This is a genomic window from Corynebacterium phocae (assembly GCF_008693075.1).
GTDB lineage: Bacteria > Actinomycetota > Actinomycetes > Mycobacteriales > Mycobacteriaceae > Corynebacterium > Corynebacterium phocae.
The window spans coordinates 1-15,508 of sequence record NZ_VXKJ01000034.1; the positions used below are offsets into that span (position 1 = coordinate 1).

Genomic DNA, 15,508 nt, shown 5'->3' on the forward strand with positions numbered 1-15,508 from the left:
GGTACCTAAAATCCTTCCAGATCCGTGAGCAGAGCTATGACATCGTGTGTGAGCAAAGCTATGACATTGTTCGTTAGCAAGGATATGACATTACACACCAGATAGATGGGCGAGTCAACTGCCAGCGGGTTACTGACATTGCTGGCCAATCCGGCTACAGTGGGTAACCTAAAAACGACGATTACAGGAAGGACTTCGTACCGTGGCAGTTTTTCGTTCCCTAGGCGCAGCAATCGGCAGCGCGGCACTGGCAAGTATTTTGGCGGTGGCCCCCGCTCACGGTCTAGCCAACGGTCAGCCCGTCAAGGATGATGATGCTCAAGCCAAGGCGGTGGTCTCCATCCGTGGGTGTACCGCTACAGCCATCGCGGAACATTGGGTTCTCACGGCAAGGCACTGCGTGATTGAGGGGCAGGGTAATTTCCCTGTCTACATTGGCACGGAAGCCCCCAACCGCCGCCAGGCGCAGGGTACTGAGGCAAAGTGGGCACCAGCCGGAGATATTGTCCTAATCAAGGTGCCGGAAGGACTGGGCATGGACAGCTACGCTACTTTGCCTTCTGAGCCCATCAAGCGAGATGAGATTGCGCAGATCTATGGATGGGGTGTGGGAACCGGCAAAGTACTGGCCACTGCGCAAACTAAGACCGGGGGCACTTACCATTTCCCGGGTACATACAATGACGGCATCATGTTTTCCGTGAGGCACTTGGATAAGGCTCTGAGCCGGCCTGGTGATTCCGGCGGACCGCTGTTCTATAACGGCGCGGTAGCCGGTGTTGCGTCCGCCGCAGCCTCCATTGACGTTCCCATTGCTAACTTCGCTGAGGTCTATTCCCAAAAGGAATGGATCGAGGAGCAGCTAGCGACCACCGCGCTTCCGCGCGATTTGGCCCAGCCGGAACCTGAGACCGCTCCATCAGCGCCGGCTCCCGCAAAACCGGAACCGGAGGCCGCTCCACCTGCGCCGGCTCCTTCCAAACCCCAGGAGCATTTCCCGCACAATAGAACTAGCTCCGCGTTTACTACGCTATCTTCCCGGCTGTTCTAAACAGGAAGTTTCCGGTGAGGTGAACTTATCTCCCGGCGGTCGTTTGCTAGCTTCCTGGGCCCCGTAACGGTTGAGGAAGGTGGAGCGCCTAACGGTTAATCGTTCCTTGCGTTCGGTGTAGCTGCCGCCGGGGCCGGGGGAAGCGTGATACGCGGGGCAGCAGGATGAGGATGTCGGTGCATGCGCCTTTGCAGGCTGACATCACCCATTCGGGAAATCGGGTACTTGATTCGAAAAACACCCAGCAATGGTCACCTTTCGCGCACCGGCATCAGTTCCCTCGCGGGGTGCAGATGCACCGCGCTAGCGAACACACTCTTTAGGTAGTGGAACATGTGATCGAAATGCGCAATAAGTGTGTCCACCCTTGCCTATAGATTCTTTCTTAACGGCAGTCCGATAGGCGGACGGCCACAACCAAGAAAGAAGAACACCATGGCGTCACCAGTACCCACCCCTTTGAATATGGCCACATCTGCGCGGGAGCGCAAGGCCATGCGCGAGGTCGTTGAAAAGCGCCGGCTCCAAGAAAAGGCGCAGGTCGAAGCGCAGGTCACGGGCCTGATCCAGGAGTACCTCTTGGAGCAGTACTTGGTGCAGGGGACTGATGAGTTCGTTGCCGCGGAGGTTTGTAAGGACTTGTGCAAGCGCTGGCCAGCGGCAAGTTGGGTCATTTCTGAGTACTTTCGTATGTCCCCGGCGGAAGCGGCGTCGCTGCTTGGACAAGGGCCCGCGCATGAGGTCTTGACCGCTGTAACCAGGATGGTTCCGGTCGAAACGCGCGATGGGGGAATGGGCTTCCATTTCCACACTGAGGTGCGCAATAGTCGCACCGGGTGCTTGTTCAAGGGTGAAGGCTCCAGGCGGGAGTCAGCCGAGCAATCCGCGGTGAAAAAGGCAGTGCGCGCTATTTCCTTGGATCATGCGTTCGCTGTTCGCCACAGTATGTACCAGGACTCAGAGGGGCAGGCGTGCGCGTGCTGGATGTGCAGGTACTTCCTGCCTACTACCGACGGCCGGTGTTTTGTGAGCATCGCGGATGGTGAGTACCGGAAGGAGTACCAGGACCATGTCCGGGATTGCTTAGCCCGACTTCGCAAGGACGCTACACCGGGCACCGTCTTGGCAGACCATAACCGTGTGTTGGGGCCTGCTGGTGCCGTGCACATGCCCGGCTTGCCGTCTGTCATGGGCGTTGCAAGCTCATCGCCGGAGGGTGGGGCAGCCCCGGTGCGATTTGCGCAGCAGAAGGCAGCAGTCTACACCGATGCCTCGCGCGCGCTCTCGGGCCACGTAGCCACCGCCGCCGGGGTATCGGTGGACGGGAGATTCTTCACGGTCCCAGTTCGCCGGCGTGGTGGCAAGCGTATGACTTCAAACTACTGTGAGGCTATCGGGGTTCTCACCGCCATTAAGAACTGGTGGGGAGTGGGCAAGGCTCTGGTAGTGCATACCGACTCCCGCGCGGTTGTCCAGGGGCTGCAGAAGTGCCTGGCAGGCGAGCAGCTCACGTTCTCTAGAGACACAATGGCAGTCATTGAGAAAATCGCGTTCCTTGTCAGTGCATACGCCGAATTGGGTGGCACCATTGAGGTCCAGTGGGTTCCCGGTCACTCCGGTGTCCACCTCAATGAGATTGCCGACCGCCTGGCACACGCTGCGCGGTTTACCAGCCACCCCATTGTGGGCAAAGACGGAAAGCACACCATCTTCGCGAACATTCTTGCCGATATCCGCGCGCAGGCACCGCAGTCCAAGCAAGAGGTAGGCCTTGCGGCTCACGGCTAGGCGTGCTGACCATTTTAACAAGGCGGTTTGAGTGTTCTCCGTCCCTTTTAGTCTCCGGGAGACTCAGGGGCTGGAGGAAATAAAAGATTCTTTCACCCTGGGCTTTTCCTGACCACTGAACGCTAAAACACCCTATTCGCAGGCTGTTCGCCGTCCTGGAAAGTCGCTGCGCTCAAGCTACTACCGGTGTGCCACTATTGGATTTTCCGACCTGGAAAAAGATTTGATTCCTTGCAGGGGATGTCAGTCCAGTCTGCTCTGGAAGAGGTGGCAGAAAGAGCGACGGAAGTTTTTCGGTGCGTCAAGTTGAATATTGTTGGCTTCCAGACAGGGTTCGCAATTTTCGGTCGCTATGGGCGGATCTCCTTTACCGTAGAGCTGATAAGCTCTGGAAAACTCGCCTCCATCAGCAAAGGGTAATCGGTAAGGTTTCTCAGCCCCTTGAGGACCATGAGGCTGGCCAAGGCGGTCGACGACGCCTTCAGCATCCTCGCGGGACAGGATTTCTAAGCGGACCAAACAGGCGAGAAGATCGAGCGTTGTTAAGCAAACGAGGGCCTTTTCGCGAGCAAGGCGTCGGCCGGCTCCGTCATCGATTAGCACGCAAGGAAGCCCGGATCTTTGAGAAAGGAGAGCAACGGCGATACATGAGGCTTCGCCATCGTCCTGGCCTTCAGCAATCTTATAGCCACCTCGTTGACTAGCCAGAATATCACCGAGTTTCAACGCCTCGAACCGCGTTTCCCAATCCAGCGACCTAAGTTCGAGAAATTGAGCATTTAAAATATTTGCGTTTAGATCCGGTCGTTCATTCAGTTCCTGCTGGACATCAATGGTCGTAGAGAGTGTGACGGACTCTTTTGCCATCTTCTCGAGAATCCACAGGCTACTCGTTTGAGAGAAGTGACTCAGTGGCCCAGTGTCGAGGATAATCTCAATTCGGTCGGAAGCCATAGAGATATTTTTCTGCCTGCATGGGGGTTAGGACCCCCCGTGATTTGGCCCGTTCGACTGCAGCTCTAAAGGTTAAGCTGACCTGCTCTATAGCAGCGGGAGGTTGACTGTCCATTACCTTCGAATCAAGGAACGGATCTTCTCTCAATAATTCGGCAGTGGGTTTCTCAATTAGGCCCGACGACATTAGGAGATCTACGGTTGAATGCCAGCTAATTTGATATTGGAGGGCTAGCTTAGTGGCCGATTGTCCGATCTTCTCCATCGAGCTAGTTTGGACTACTTTCCGCCGAGCTTCCTCTGGGAAGAGAAGATGAGCGGCGAAAGAATTGCAAAAGGCTTCGTCGCTGATTTTTTCGGAGACATTTCCTCTCGGCACTAAAGTCGATTTATCTTCTGGCGCAGTCTCGAAGTCATCTCCAATGAGCCAGTGACAGAGCTCGTGGGCAAGGGTGAAACGCTGAAGAAAATAGTGCTTTGAAGAATCGATCAGAGCGATACCAATAGTTCGGTCATCTTTTGTTGCCAATATTTCTAACATGGAGCCGCCTGCATTGTTCGTATCCGGAAATTCGGCTGCGAACACCAGGAGACCTAACTCTTCACATAAAGCGCTGATATTCAGAATCGGAGCTGTGGGGGACGTTTGTGAACTGCTGCGAATTTTGCTAGCAAGAACCGCAGCTTGCCGGTGGGTGCGAGTCACGTCAAAATGCGGACGTTCGACCCCAGCAAGTACATCGATATCCAGCAAATGCCTTACATCGTAAGCTAGGTATTCCAGCGCCAGATCAAATTCTGTATTCCGTTTTAGGTCTAAAGATTTGTAGCGGCGGGCAATAACCGGGAGTTCGGGCTCAATTAGCCAAGCTACGGGCTTTTTGAGAATCCGGAGAATCCGATTGATATCTCGGTTTGTAAAATCCACTTGGTCTTCTTCGAGAAGGTACAGCCGATCCAGCGGAATCTTGGTTTGGGCGCTTACATCTCCGGAGGAGAGGTTTTGGGCAACTCTTTCCTCGCGCAGCCTTGCTCCGATTTTAGGACTCATTGTTACCTCATTGATTGCGGTTTAGACTGATTATAGCTTGAAGTAGAAAATTCGCAGGATATTCGGAAATGGCTCAGTGATATTGGTATGGGTGGCACCGGCCTTGGTTGAGTGGCGCAGGCTCGAAGTTGGCTGATAAGGAGCAGTTAACGTTGAGGTCCGCATCAGCTGGGGTGGCCTTTCGAAATGTCCGGAATGGCGCTGGAAGGTGCGGTGGCGATGGTGTTTCCGTTGGCTATGCCCGCCGAGGTTGGCTTAGCTTCTTTATTCCGCGAGGCAACAGTTCACAAAGCCGGTGACACCGCGCTTTCGGATAGTCGGACGGATTTGGCGTGGCTGGCTAATTTTAGAATGGATCGGGCCCGTGGGCGACCAGATAAAAAGCTTAGTCCCTTTTGGTTCCGGAGCGCGAGCTTATACAAATTAATCCCGGTCAGATGTGGCTTCAACCAGGATTCTTCAGCATCAATTGCTAGCAGCTTTCCCCTGCTCATTTCTGAGTTCGCTTTTCCCTCCAGTCGGACAAGTTGGTGGCGGGTATCTGCAGTGGCGGCGGACTGAACTGTTGGCCCAGCGGTAACAGATGAAAGCCCGTCTCTGAGCTCACATGAGCTCAGAGACGGGCTGAGACGCTTATAGTACGACTTCTACGACTAGCAGTCGTAATACATCTCGAACTCTAGCGGTGTTGGGCGCATGCGGTTCGGGGTGATCTCGTTTTCGTACTTGTAGTTGATGTAGCCCTCAATGAGGTCCTCGGTGAAGACGTCACCCTCGGTGAGGAAGTCGGAGTCGTTCTTGAGTGCTTCAAGTGAGGCTTCCAAGGAAGTCGGTGCCTGCGGAATGGAGGCAGCCTCTGCTGGCGGGAGTTCGTAGAGGTCCTTATCAACTGGAGCGTGTGGCTCGGTACGGTTCTTGATGCCGTCCAAACCGGCCATCATCATGGCGGCGAAGCCAAAGTATGGGTTGCCTGATGGGTCCGGTGCACGGAACTCAATGCGCTTGGCCTTGGGGTTCGATCCGGTGATCGGGATGCGGATTGCGGCTGAGCGGTTGCGCTGGGAGTACACGAGGTTGATTGGGGCCTCGAAGCCCGGAACCAGGCGGTGGTAGGAGTTCAGGGTGGGGTTGGTAAACGCCAGAACTGCGCCGGCGTGGTCCAGGATTCCGCCGATGAAGTAGCGGGCAGTGTCAGAAAGACCGCCGTAGCCGGCCTCATCGTAGAACAACGGGGAACCGTCTTTCCACAGAGACATGTGAGCGTGCATACCGGAGCCATTGTCACCGGCCAGTGGCTTTGGCATGAAGGTTGCGGTCTTGCCAAACTCCAGCGCGGTGTTCTTTACGATGTACTTGAAAGTCTGGATGTCATCCGCCGCATGGAGCATGGAGTTAAAGCGGTAGTTGACCTCATTCTGGCCGCCACCGACCTCATGGTGGAAACGCTCAACCTCAAAGCCAGCCTCCGTTAGGTGACGGGCGATAGCGTCACGGACTTCGCCGTGCTGGTCGTACGGTGCGGTGGGGAAGTAGCCACCCTTCATACGGGTCTTGTAGCCGGTGTTCGGGGAGCCATCAAAGTTGGTCTCATCACCACGGGTCCACCAACCCTCGTTGGTATCAACCTCGTAGAATCCAGAGTTAACGTCAGCGGCGTAACGCACGGAGTCGAAAAGATAGAACTCAGCTTCAGCGCCAAAGAAACAGGTGTCAGCAATGCCGGTGGAAGCCAAGTACTCCTCAGCCTTGCGGGCAACGTTGCGCGGGTCGCGCGTGAACGGCTCAAAGGTGAAAGGATCGTGTACGAAGAACTTGATGTTCAGAGTCTTCGCAGTGCGGAAGGGGTCCAGCATGGCGGTTGCCGGGTCGGGCAGCAATGTCATGTCAGACTCATCGATGGTCGTAAAACCGCGAATGGAGGAGCCGTCAAAGGCTAGGCCTTCTTCAGCGGCTTCCTCCGTGAACATCTTGGCTGGGATGCTGAAGTGATGCTCGGAGCCGGGGACGTCGGTGAATCGAATGTCAACGAATTCGACATTTTCTTTTTCGATGAATTCAACTACATCCGAAATGGATTGGAATGCCATGGGCTGAAAGCTCCTCTGTTGGGCTAATTTGGGGTCTTATTTCCTATAGGTTAACAGATACCTGAGTGTGGGTGGAAAACCTACGGAACATGGTACCACCGCCTAAACCCGTGTCAGCCGGTTTCGCACAACAGGTCAACGGCGAAGTAGATTAGAAGGCATGGCTGACAAACGCACCTGGCTCGACGGGCCAAACATCCCCGGTGAAAATGATTTCGATACTCCCGGTAAATGGCCCGGGGAAAGGCTCGGACTCCCGGAGAAGGGAACCGGCGCACTTGCTCCTGTGAGCAGGCGTGCCTTTGCTATCCTCATCGACTGGATTGCCTGTATGCTCCTGGCCTCGACCATTGCGCACTTCACCGATTTGCTGGGCGGCGCAGCTTTCCTTGGTTACCTGCTCTGGGCCGTGGTGGGCGTAATTGGCGGCTGGCTGTTTGCCCGGACGCCGGGAATGGCTTTATTAGGAATGGGAATTGCCCGTCTAGATGAGCCGGGTGCACCTGTTGGCCTGTGGCGCGCAATTGTACGCACCGGGCTGACAAGCTTCCTGTTTCCCGCCGCGCTCGTGGACATGGACGGCCGGGGCATGCACGACCGGGCAACCGGGACCGTAGTCATTTACGCTTAACAGCCGTTTGCCGATAGAGGTTTCCTGGAAATTCCGAGGTGGGCGAATCACCATATCCATGGACGAACGCAGCGCCGAGCGGAGGGAGCATTTCCTTGTCTTCAAGTTCAACTTTGGCACACAGTCAATTTTGCCCCCTAGAATCTCAGCCCACACTCAAATGTCTCGCGCGTAGACTGGATTGAGAATGATCGAGCTAACTAAAGGAAGGCGTTCCTGTGTCAGCCCAGCCCAGCATTTCGGCAATCAAGTCTGCCCAGGCGGTCAACTTCTTTCTGCAGCAGAGCGCTTCAGATCCTCGAAGCATTGACGGAGGCATGTATCTCAAGCTCATCAAGCTCCTATGGGCCACGGATCGCTTGAGCCTACGTAATTTTGGTAACGACGTGACTAGCGATCACTACTCTGCGCTTCGCTATGGACCTGTGGCCTCTGAGGCTTACAACCTGATGAAGGTGTGCAAACCTGACGCTGAGGTGGATCCTCGTTGGACATCCGAATCAGATGCATTGTGGTGGAAGGAACATTTTGAGACCCAAGATTATGCTTTGGTCACCATTTCGGACCCAGGTAGTGATTACCTGTCTCCGGCAGACATTCTGATGCTTGAGACCGCGTACAACCTTTTCCGCGAGACCGGCCGCTTCGAAACCGTCAATAATATCAGTCATATTTACCCGGAGTGGGAGAAGGCATTTAAGCCCAGCCAAGCGCAGCGTTCCTTTAGAATCAACCCTGTCGACTTCTTCGATGACCCCAAGGGGAAACATGACCCCTACTTCCAGGTAGACCCAGAGACTCTCGAAGCAGCCCGCTACTTCTTCAATGAACGCCAGGAGCTGTCCAAGTCGCTCAGAATTGCGTTGTAGTTCACGTGCTCTATCTTGACTCCAACCAACGCATCATCGGGGTCAAAGGCACCTGCGTGGCTGGTCCTTCCCTTTGTTGTCGAGCGTCATCTTAGAATGAGCATATAGCGCCATCTAATTTTCCGACTGCTGCTCCAAGCAGCTGCCCATGAATGCATCGACGTCGAGGCTGAAGAATTTATTGGCACAAAGCCCAACGAGCGCAGCGGTACCCGCCGTGACTCCCGCAATGGCACCCGCCCCAGGAAGCTTGTCACGCCGGCAGGTGAGCCCGTTTGGCTATCTGCGAAAATGCGTCAAGGCTCGTTTCCTGGAGCTTCTGCCACCACGTAAGCGTAGAGACAAGGCACTATACGCGGTAATCTGCGAAGCATGGATTGGTTGCGTTTTCACCCGGAGGGCGAGGAACTGGTCAAAGCCCTGGGGGCGAACGAGTCGGGCATTTCCCTGTCCACCGTCTCACGTAACTGCAAAAGAGATTGATGAGGTAATCAATGAATTTGCTGTCAGCGGAAGCCGAAAATCCCAGCCCATACCAACACTTCATCGGCTCTCTCGATTTGCAAGGAGCTCACCTGGGGGTGTTCATCACCACCTCCAGCTTTACCCAGGGAGCCAAGGATGCTGCGGCTCGCTACCGAAACGGCAGGATTATCTTGATTGACGGTATCCGCCTCACCGAGCTGATGCTGGAGTACGACGTTGCAGTTCAGAAGGCACTCCGCTACACGGTCTACGAGGTGGACGAGAACTTCTTCGATGAGGACTTGCTCTAGAGGCTCAGATATATTTGCGGCGCGGGTGGGGGAGAGCAAGACGCGCGAAAGCCGGGTCCCGTTCTGGGGCCCGGCTTTTGTCTGTCACGAGGCTGTCTGGAAACCAGCCTTTTGTCTGCTGGACGGCGCTTACTTGTTGCGCTCAGCGGCGCGGCGCATGCGGCGGTTCATGCCGGCCATGTTCTGAGCCTGGCGTGGCATGGGGCCTTTGGGAAGGCCGGGGTTGGCACCGGGCATGTTGTCCATGGCGGTGATCTTCTTGATGTTCGCTAGGGTTTCATCCTTCTTGAAGTTGCGAGGGAGCTTCATTATGTGGGTGCGAAGCTTGGTTAATGGAACCTGGTCCTCACCGTCCCCAACGTAGACCTCGTAGACGGGTACGCCGCCGGCAATACGGTCAATGCGTGCCTTGAGTTGCTTCAGTGTGGGCTGCAGGCGCCTTTGGTTGCCTTCGCCCACTAAGATAACGCCGGAGTTACCAATAACCCGGTGGATCATATCCTGCTGGCGGGTGGCGGCCACGCCAGGTTTAACGTCCCAGACAATGCCCATGGTGTTTTTGAGCTGCTGCTGAAGCGCCCAGCCGGCAACACCGGGTTGGTCCTCAACCTTTTTGTACATGTCGCGCTCAAGACGCCGGGTGAAGATGAACATGGCCAGAACAAAGCCCACGCCCAGGCCCAGGATGAGCATGAACCACTGGCCGCCAAAGAGTAGGCCAATGAGGAAGAATGCCAGGGCAACGCCGATGATAGCCAACAGCATAAGCGGAACAAGTGCCTTGTCCTGCTTGCGTTGGATATTGAAGGCCTGCCACATCTGTGAGCGGGCTTCCTTGTTGCGCTTGCGCTTAGCGGCGCGTTCTTCCTTCTTTGCAGTCCGCAGGACTGCCTTATCTTCACCTTTAGCCATGGTTCCTACCTTAGAGGTTGGGATTAAAAAACTGTAGTTGGGCACCTGGTTGCCCAGGTGCCCTTCATACCTTAGTAGGTATTTTGCCTAACCTTGTTGGTAGGTCCCTCTAGTGGCTGGATTTACCGCGCCTTGACCATGCGGGTGGTCACGGGGGTTTCTTCCGAGGGGCCGTACTTCTTCAGAAGCGAGGAAGCTTCCTGGGCAGTAGCACCGCCGGAAGACTCTTCTAAGTGCTTGAGGTTTTCTGGTATTTCCATTCCACGGGCATTCATGGCCTGGACGTAGAGACGGCCGGCGCGGTAAGAAGACCGCACGAGTGGCCCGGACATCACGCCACCAAAGCCCAACTCTTTGGCCAGCTTGGAGTGGGAAACAAACTCCTCCGGGCGAACCCAACGCTCAATGGGGTGGAAACGGGGGCCAGGGCGCAAGTACTGGGTAATGGTGATGATGTCACAACCCACCTCACGCAAATCCCGGAGAGCTTCCTCAATTTCCTCCTGGGTTTCGCCCATGCCAAGGATGAGGTTGGACTTGGTAATCAGCCCGTATTCGTGGGCCTGGCGGATGACATCCAGGGACCGGTCATAACGGAAAGCAGGACGGATGCGCTTGAAGATCCGGGGGACAGTCTCCAGGTTATGGGCAAAGACCTCCGGGCGGGCGTCAAAGACTTCCTCAAGCAAGTCTGGCTTTCCAGAGAAATCCGGGGTGAGGTTTTCTACACCCGTATGTGGATTGAGTTTGTGAACCTGGCGGACTACCTCCGCGTAGAGCCAAGCGCCCTGATCCGGAAGATCATCACGGGTCACGCCGGTAATCGTGGAGTAATTGAGATCCATGTTTTGAACCTCTTCTGCTACACGGCGTGGCTCATCCTTGTCATAGTCATCGGGTTTGCCGGTTTTGATGTCGCAGAAATCGCAGCGGCGGGTACATTTTTCCCCGCCAATGAGGAAGGTTGCCTCACGCGATTCCCAACATTCGTGGATGTTCGGGCAGCCGGCCTCCTGACACACTGTGTGCAGGGAAGCGCCCTGAACCTTCTTCTTGATGTCCTCGTAGCCGGGGCCGGTCCGAACCTGGTTGCGGATCCACCGAGGTTTTTGCTCGATAGGAACCTCAGAGTTCTTTACCTCGATACGAAGTAGCCTACGGTCTCCATGCTTATCACTCACGGTTAACCACCCTACGCGTTTTAGGCATTGTTGTGAAAGCCCCTGGCTTTCCGCCGTTTTTCATTAGCCAATTTGGTTGGGTCAGGGGCGGAGGCAAAAGTGTGGTTGGTAACCGTTAACCGGCCCTCTAAAGCGTCTGCCAGCGCCTCCAACAGGGGTGCGGCGGCTTCCGCCAAGGAGACATCGCGGCCAAGTTCTAAGCTGAGCGTGGTGACGTCGGCATCATCAATACCACAGGCAACGATGTGGGAGTAGTACTCCAAGGTGTTATTGCAGTTAAGCGCCAGGCCATGCATGGTCACCCCGCGGGTAATGCGGATACCTAGGGCGGCTATTTTGCGGTCGCGGTCAGGCGCGGCTGGGTCTAGCGGTATGGTGGCCCCCGGTACCCACACGCCGCTGCGGCCATCAATACGCCCGGCGGTAGTAACTCCTAGCTGGCGCACCGTGTGGATGATGGCTTCCTCCAGGCGTCGGACGTAATCAACCACATCTACTGGTTCTGCGAGCTTGATAATGGGGTAGACGACCAACTGTCCTTCGCCGTGCCATGTAATGCGACCCCCGCGGTCCACGTCGATGACAGGCAGGCCATTAGTGGGACGGTCTTCCGGCAAGGTGCGTTTGCCAGCGGTGTAGACGTTGGGGTGCTCGACTACTAAGATAGCGTCACCCGTCTCGCCCGCTGCGCGTTTCTTAGCCAGGTCAGCTTGGTAGTCCCAGGCTTCTTGGTAATCCATGCGGCCAAGGTGTCTAATCTCTAGCTGTTGGGTGTCAGCGCGGATGGATTTGTGGGCAGGAAAGAAAGGTTCACGGGGTGCGGTCATAGGTAGTAAGTGTATAAGCCGTGCGCCTATACAAGCTAAATTGAGTTCGTGGGTCCTAGAACCTGGAGAAGGGGGACGTTCCCCAGTCGTAGGCGGATTCGCCGTGAATCTTGTCCGCGCCGTTGTGCTCAGTCTCCGGGTCTAAGCGCAGACCTACGGTTTTGTCAATGGCTTTGGCGATGGCCCAGGTTAGGGCCCCGGAAAATGCCATTGCTGCAAGTGCCACTACAGTTTGGATGCAAACTAGCTGCCAGGACCGATTACTGGCCAACACCCCGACTGCTAGTGTGCCCCAGACACCGGCGGCTAGGTGGACGGCAACAACGTCTAGTGTGTCGTCAAAGGCCAGCTTGTATTTTAGGCTGACCAAGCTCGAAGACAACAGACCGGCGGAAAATCCTAGGATAACTGAGGTAGTTGGCGTGAGTGCGCCGGCTGCGGGAGTAATGGCCACCAGGCCGGCCACGAGTCCGGAGGCAAGGCCTAGGGGAGTTGCGTAACCGTCACGGTAGCGCTCGTAGGCCAACCAGCCAATCCCGCCGGCTGCGGCGGCTACAGCGGTATTGAGCCATGCCAGTGCGGCCAAGCCCCCGGCGCTGAGTGCAGAGCCGGCGTTGAAGCCGCACCAGCCAAACCACAACAACCCTGTGCCCAGCATGACCATGGGCAGGTTGTGGGGACGGTGGACCTGCTTCTTGAAGCCACGGCGCGGGCCTACCATTAGCGCTAATACCAATGCGGCGGTACCGGCGGAAATATGAACCACGGTGCCGCCAGCGAAGTCGATGGGTGCTACGTGTGCGTGCCCGCCTTCGTGACCGAAGAGGAAACCAGAGATTGAGTTTGCGGAGTGGCTTAGTAACCCGCCACCCCAGACCATGTGAGCCAAGGGGTAGTAGACCAGGGTTACCCAAGCCGGGATGAAGAGGAGCCATGCGGTAAAGCGGGTACGTTCTGCGATAGACCCGGCGATGATGGCGCACGCGATGACGGCAAAAGTCATTTGGAAGATGACATCAAAGATGAGTGGGTAGCCAGACGAACTGGGGGTATCCAAGGTGTGGAGGTAATCTTGGCCGGAAAAGGGATTGGCGAAGAAGCCAAGGAAAGAGTCCTTGCCATAGGCCAGGTTGAAACCCCAGAAAACATGGACGATGGGGACTATGGCTAACGCGGCGTAGCACATCATCAACATGTTAAGCACCGCCTTGACCCGTGACATCCCGCCGTAGAAGAAGGCCAGCGCTGGGGTCATAAGTAACACGAAAGAGGATGAGACTAGGAGCCAGGCTCCGGTGGCGGTAGATTCCATGAGGTCCTTTGTAGAGTGATTTTCTATATTTTGATAGAAATAGTTTCTATAGGACTATAGGAACTTCTGTGTCGGACATGCAAATCCGTGGTGACTATAGCTGTTTGTCCTGCTGCTTGACCTGCTTCTGTCTTGAGCGGTGCGGTGTGCGGTGCGGTGCGGTGTGCGGTGCGGTGCGGTGTGCGGTGCGGTGCGGTGTGCGGTGGGGCGGTGCGAAGTGGCGTGCGGCGGTGCGGTGTGCGGTGTGTGGTGGGGCACCGGGCGGGCGGGGCGGTTTCGAGGCATGGTAAAACCCCAGCCAACACCGCAGGGCGGGAGGCTGGGGTTTTAAATGAGGGGGCGCTTAGACGCCGTTCTGGGAAGCGTATTCTTCAGCGGTCATCAGGTCGCCTGCCTCGGAGACCTCAACCTCGAACAGCCAGCCGGCCTCAAAGGGATCACTGTTGATGAGCGAGTAATCATCATGCACGGCGTCGTTAACGGCGGTTACGGTGCCGGTAACAGGGGAGTACAGGTCAGACACGGACTTGGTGGACTCCACCTCACCACAGGTCTCACCAGCGGTGACAGCGTCACCAACCTCGGGGAGTTCGGCGAAGACAACTTCACCTAGGCGGTCAGCTGCAACGGAGGTGATACCAACCTTGAGGGTCTTGCCCGCAACCTCAGCGGCTGGGGCATCAATCCACTCGTGGTCCTCGGAGTAAGAGTAATTTGCTGGCAAGTTTGACATGGAAGTTCCTTTCCTTGGGGGCTTTAATGCTCTATCTTATGCGCGGGGCAATGGTTTGCGCGCGATTTTGCGCTAATTGCCGGGCCCTGCGGTTATGGCGTGTGGTGGGTTTACTTCTGGCGCTTGTAGAAGGGCATTTGCGTGACCTTGAACGGGTAGCGCTTGCCACGAATGTCCACTTCCACCTCCGCGCCGGGCTCCAGTCCGGCTGCGGTCTCCAAAAGTGCAATGGCAACCGGGTGACCAAGCGTAGGCGAAGGCTGACCGGAGGTAACCGTTCCTACCTGCTTGTCCGCGCCGTCCTCACCCTTGATGAATACCGCAGCGCCCGCGCGGGCGGCACGGCGCTGGTCCGAGGTAAGACCAGTGATGGAAACCTGGGGACCTTCCTCCAGGCGCTGGCGCATAGGGCCAGCACCCACAAAGTCAGCTTCCTTGTTGGCAAAAGCACGGCCCATGCCGGCCTCCACCGGGGTGATATCACGGGAGAGCTCGTTGCCGTAGAGCGGCATACCGGCCTCTAAGCGCAGCGAGTCGCGGGCGGCCAGGCCACAAGGCTTGAGATCATATTCCGCGCCGGCCTTGATGAGCTCATCCCACAGCTCCGGGGCGTCGGAGTTGTAGACAATGAGCTCAAAGCCGTCCTCGCCCGTGTAACCGGTACGGCAAATGATGGCAAACTTGCGCGCCACCTTGCCCATCATGGCGGCGTAATAACCAAGCTCAGCTACGGCCTCCTGCTTGTTGTCCTCTACTAGTGGGAGGAGGATTTCCACGGCCTTGGGGCCCTGAATGGCAATCATGGCCACATCCAAGGACTCATTTTCAAGCTCCACGTCAAAGCCCTCGGCGCGCTCCTGGAATGCCTCCCACACCACCTGGGCATTACCGGCGTTGGGAACCACCAGGAACTTGTTTTCTTCCAGGCGGTAAGAAATCAAGTCATCGATGATTCCGCCGTCTTCCGCGCAAATCATGGAGTACTTGGCCTTGCCCACCTTGACGTTGGTGATGTCAGAGATGAGGGCATAGGACAAGAACTTGGCGGCGTCAGGGCCCTTGACCCAGATTTCGCCCATGTGGGAAAGGTCAAACAAGCCCGCTGCGTTGCGCACCGCGCGGTGTTCTTCGAGCTCATTGTTGTACTTCAGTGGCATGTTCCACGGGCCAAAGGCGGTGAAAGAAGCACCAAGTTCCGCGTGCTTTTCGTGGAGCGGGGAATTGCGTAGTTCAGACATAAGTAATCCTTGCTTTTAAATTCTTGATCGGTCAAAGTTGGCTGAGATGCCCCCGCGCTAGACCGTCAGCCTGCCTGGTAGACATGCATGGTCAGTCC

At 56.3% G+C, this 15,508-nt stretch carries 15 protein-coding genes; 6 read left to right on the forward strand and 9 right to left on the reverse strand.

What is annotated here, in order from left to right:
• Nucleotides 1-202 precede the first annotated feature (202 nt).
• Both F4V58_RS03505 and F4V58_RS03510 read left to right on the forward strand, forming a co-directional pair.
• Nucleotides 203-1,051: a trypsin-like serine protease gene (locus F4V58_RS03505; RefSeq protein WP_075733400.1), complete on the forward strand. Its 849-nt coding sequence runs from the start codon at nt 203-205 to the stop codon at nt 1,049-1,051.
• A gap of 435 nt (nt 1,052-1,486) precedes the next feature.
• On the forward strand, nt 1,487-2,839 hold the full coding sequence (locus F4V58_RS03510; RefSeq protein ID WP_075733401.1) for a ribonuclease H family protein: 1,353 nt from the start codon (nt 1,487-1,489) through the stop codon (nt 2,837-2,839).
• 243 nt (nt 2,840-3,082) lie between these two features.
• Here F4V58_RS03510 and F4V58_RS03515 read toward each other — a convergent pair whose 3' ends face one another.
• The 3 genes from F4V58_RS03515 to glnA form a co-directional block, all read right to left on the reverse strand.
• The gene (locus F4V58_RS03515) at nt 3,083-3,793 is read right to left on the reverse strand and encodes a PIN domain-containing protein (RefSeq protein WP_075733403.1); all 711 of its coding nucleotides are present in this window, start codon (nt 3,791-3,793) and stop codon (nt 3,083-3,085) included.
• Nucleotides 3,774-4,844, reverse strand: a complete 1,071-nt coding sequence (locus F4V58_RS03520; protein WP_075733405.1) for an ImmA/IrrE family metallo-endopeptidase — start codon at nt 4,842-4,844, stop codon at nt 3,774-3,776. The genes F4V58_RS03515 and F4V58_RS03520 overlap by 20 nt, the downstream gene beginning before the upstream one ends.
• A gap of 653 nt (nt 4,845-5,497) precedes the next feature.
• A complete protein-coding gene (gene glnA, locus F4V58_RS03525; protein ID WP_075733407.1) occupies nt 5,498-6,931 on the reverse strand; it encodes a type I glutamate--ammonia ligase in 1,434 nt (477 codons plus the stop codon).
• Between the two features lie 160 nt (nt 6,932-7,091).
• Between glnA and F4V58_RS03530 the strand changes: the two genes are divergently transcribed.
• The 4 genes from F4V58_RS03530 (at nt 7,092) to F4V58_RS03545 (ending at nt 9,207) form a co-directional block, all read left to right on the forward strand.
• A complete protein-coding gene (locus F4V58_RS03530) occupies nt 7,092-7,562 on the forward strand; it encodes an RDD family protein (protein WP_075733409.1) in 471 nt (156 codons plus the stop codon).
• Nucleotides 7,563-7,879: 317 nt separating this feature from the next.
• Entirely contained in the window at nt 7,880-8,431 is a 552-nt protein-coding gene (locus F4V58_RS03535; protein WP_282958300.1) for a Panacea domain-containing protein, read from the forward strand.
• 129 nt (nt 8,432-8,560) lie between these two features.
• Nucleotides 8,561-8,764, forward strand: coding sequence for a transposase (locus tag F4V58_RS13035; protein WP_425429756.1), 204 nt, complete (start codon nt 8,561-8,563; stop codon nt 8,762-8,764).
• A gap of 161 nt (nt 8,765-8,925) precedes the next feature.
• Nucleotides 8,926-9,207 carry a restriction endonuclease gene (locus F4V58_RS03545; RefSeq protein ID WP_075733412.1) on the forward strand — a complete coding sequence of 94 codons (282 nt, stop codon included), beginning with the start codon at nt 8,926-8,928 and terminating at the stop codon, nt 9,205-9,207.
• Between the two features lie 129 nt (nt 9,208-9,336).
• Here F4V58_RS03545 and F4V58_RS03550 read toward each other — a convergent pair whose 3' ends face one another.
• The 6 genes from F4V58_RS03550 to gcvT form a co-directional block, all read right to left on the reverse strand.
• Complete coding sequence (locus F4V58_RS03550) at nt 9,337-10,119, reverse strand: DUF4191 domain-containing protein (protein ID WP_075733414.1); 783 nt, start codon at nt 10,117-10,119, stop codon at nt 9,337-9,339.
• A 122-nt stretch (nt 10,120-10,241) separates the two neighbouring features.
• Entirely contained in the window at nt 10,242-11,300 is a 1,059-nt protein-coding gene (gene lipA, locus F4V58_RS03555) for a lipoyl synthase (RefSeq protein WP_075733416.1), read from the reverse strand.
• Nucleotides 11,301-11,320: 20 nt separating this feature from the next.
• A complete protein-coding gene (gene lipB / locus F4V58_RS03560; RefSeq protein WP_075733418.1) occupies nt 11,321-12,127 on the reverse strand; it encodes a lipoyl(octanoyl) transferase LipB in 807 nt (268 codons plus the stop codon).
• A 55-nt stretch (nt 12,128-12,182) separates the two neighbouring features.
• On the reverse strand, nt 12,183-13,439 hold the full coding sequence (locus tag F4V58_RS03565; protein ID WP_075733420.1) for an ammonium transporter: 1,257 nt from the start codon (nt 13,437-13,439) through the stop codon (nt 12,183-12,185).
• 343 nt (nt 13,440-13,782) lie between these two features.
• Entirely contained in the window at nt 13,783-14,172 is a 390-nt protein-coding gene (gene gcvH, locus F4V58_RS03575; protein ID WP_075733422.1) for a glycine cleavage system protein GcvH, read from the reverse strand.
• Between the two features lie 110 nt (nt 14,173-14,282).
• On the reverse strand, nt 14,283-15,410 hold the full coding sequence (gene gcvT / locus F4V58_RS03580; RefSeq protein WP_075733424.1) for a glycine cleavage system aminomethyltransferase GcvT: 1,128 nt from the start codon (nt 15,408-15,410) through the stop codon (nt 14,283-14,285).
• Between the last annotated feature and the right edge of the window lie 98 nt (nt 15,411-15,508).

Excerpts from the sequence above, each read along its gene's own strand:
- F4V58_RS03510 (WP_075733401.1), top strand. The coding sequence starts at position 1,487 with ATGGCGTCACCAGTACCCACCCCTTTGAATATGGCCACATCTGCGCGG.
- F4V58_RS03515 (WP_075733403.1), bottom strand. The coding sequence starts at position 3,793 with ATGGCTTCCGACCGAATTGAGATTATCCTCGACACTGGGCCACTGAGT.
- F4V58_RS03520 (WP_075733405.1), bottom strand. The coding sequence starts at position 4,844 with ATGAGTCCTAAAATCGGAGCAAGGCTGCGCGAGGAAAGAGTTGCCCAA.
- glnA (WP_075733407.1), bottom strand. The coding sequence starts at position 6,931 with ATGGCATTCCAATCCATTTCGGATGTAGTTGAATTCATCGAAAAAGAA.
- F4V58_RS03530 (WP_075733409.1), top strand. The coding sequence starts at position 7,092 with ATGGCTGACAAACGCACCTGGCTCGACGGGCCAAACATCCCCGGTGAA.
- F4V58_RS03535 (WP_282958300.1), top strand. The coding sequence starts at position 7,880 with ATGTATCTCAAGCTCATCAAGCTCCTATGGGCCACGGATCGCTTGAGC.
- F4V58_RS03545 (WP_075733412.1), top strand. The coding sequence starts at position 8,926 with ATGAATTTGCTGTCAGCGGAAGCCGAAAATCCCAGCCCATACCAACAC.
- F4V58_RS03550 (WP_075733414.1), bottom strand. The coding sequence starts at position 10,119 with ATGGCTAAAGGTGAAGATAAGGCAGTCCTGCGGACTGCAAAGAAGGAA.
- lipB (WP_075733418.1), bottom strand. The coding sequence starts at position 12,127 with ATGACCGCACCCCGTGAACCTTTCTTTCCTGCCCACAAATCCATCCGC.
- F4V58_RS03565 (WP_075733420.1), bottom strand. The coding sequence starts at position 13,439 with ATGGAATCTACCGCCACCGGAGCCTGGCTCCTAGTCTCATCCTCTTTC.
- gcvH (WP_075733422.1), bottom strand. The coding sequence starts at position 14,172 with ATGTCAAACTTGCCAGCAAATTACTCTTACTCCGAGGACCACGAGTGG.
- gcvT (WP_075733424.1), bottom strand. The coding sequence starts at position 15,410 with ATGTCTGAACTACGCAATTCCCCGCTCCACGAAAAGCACGCGGAACTT.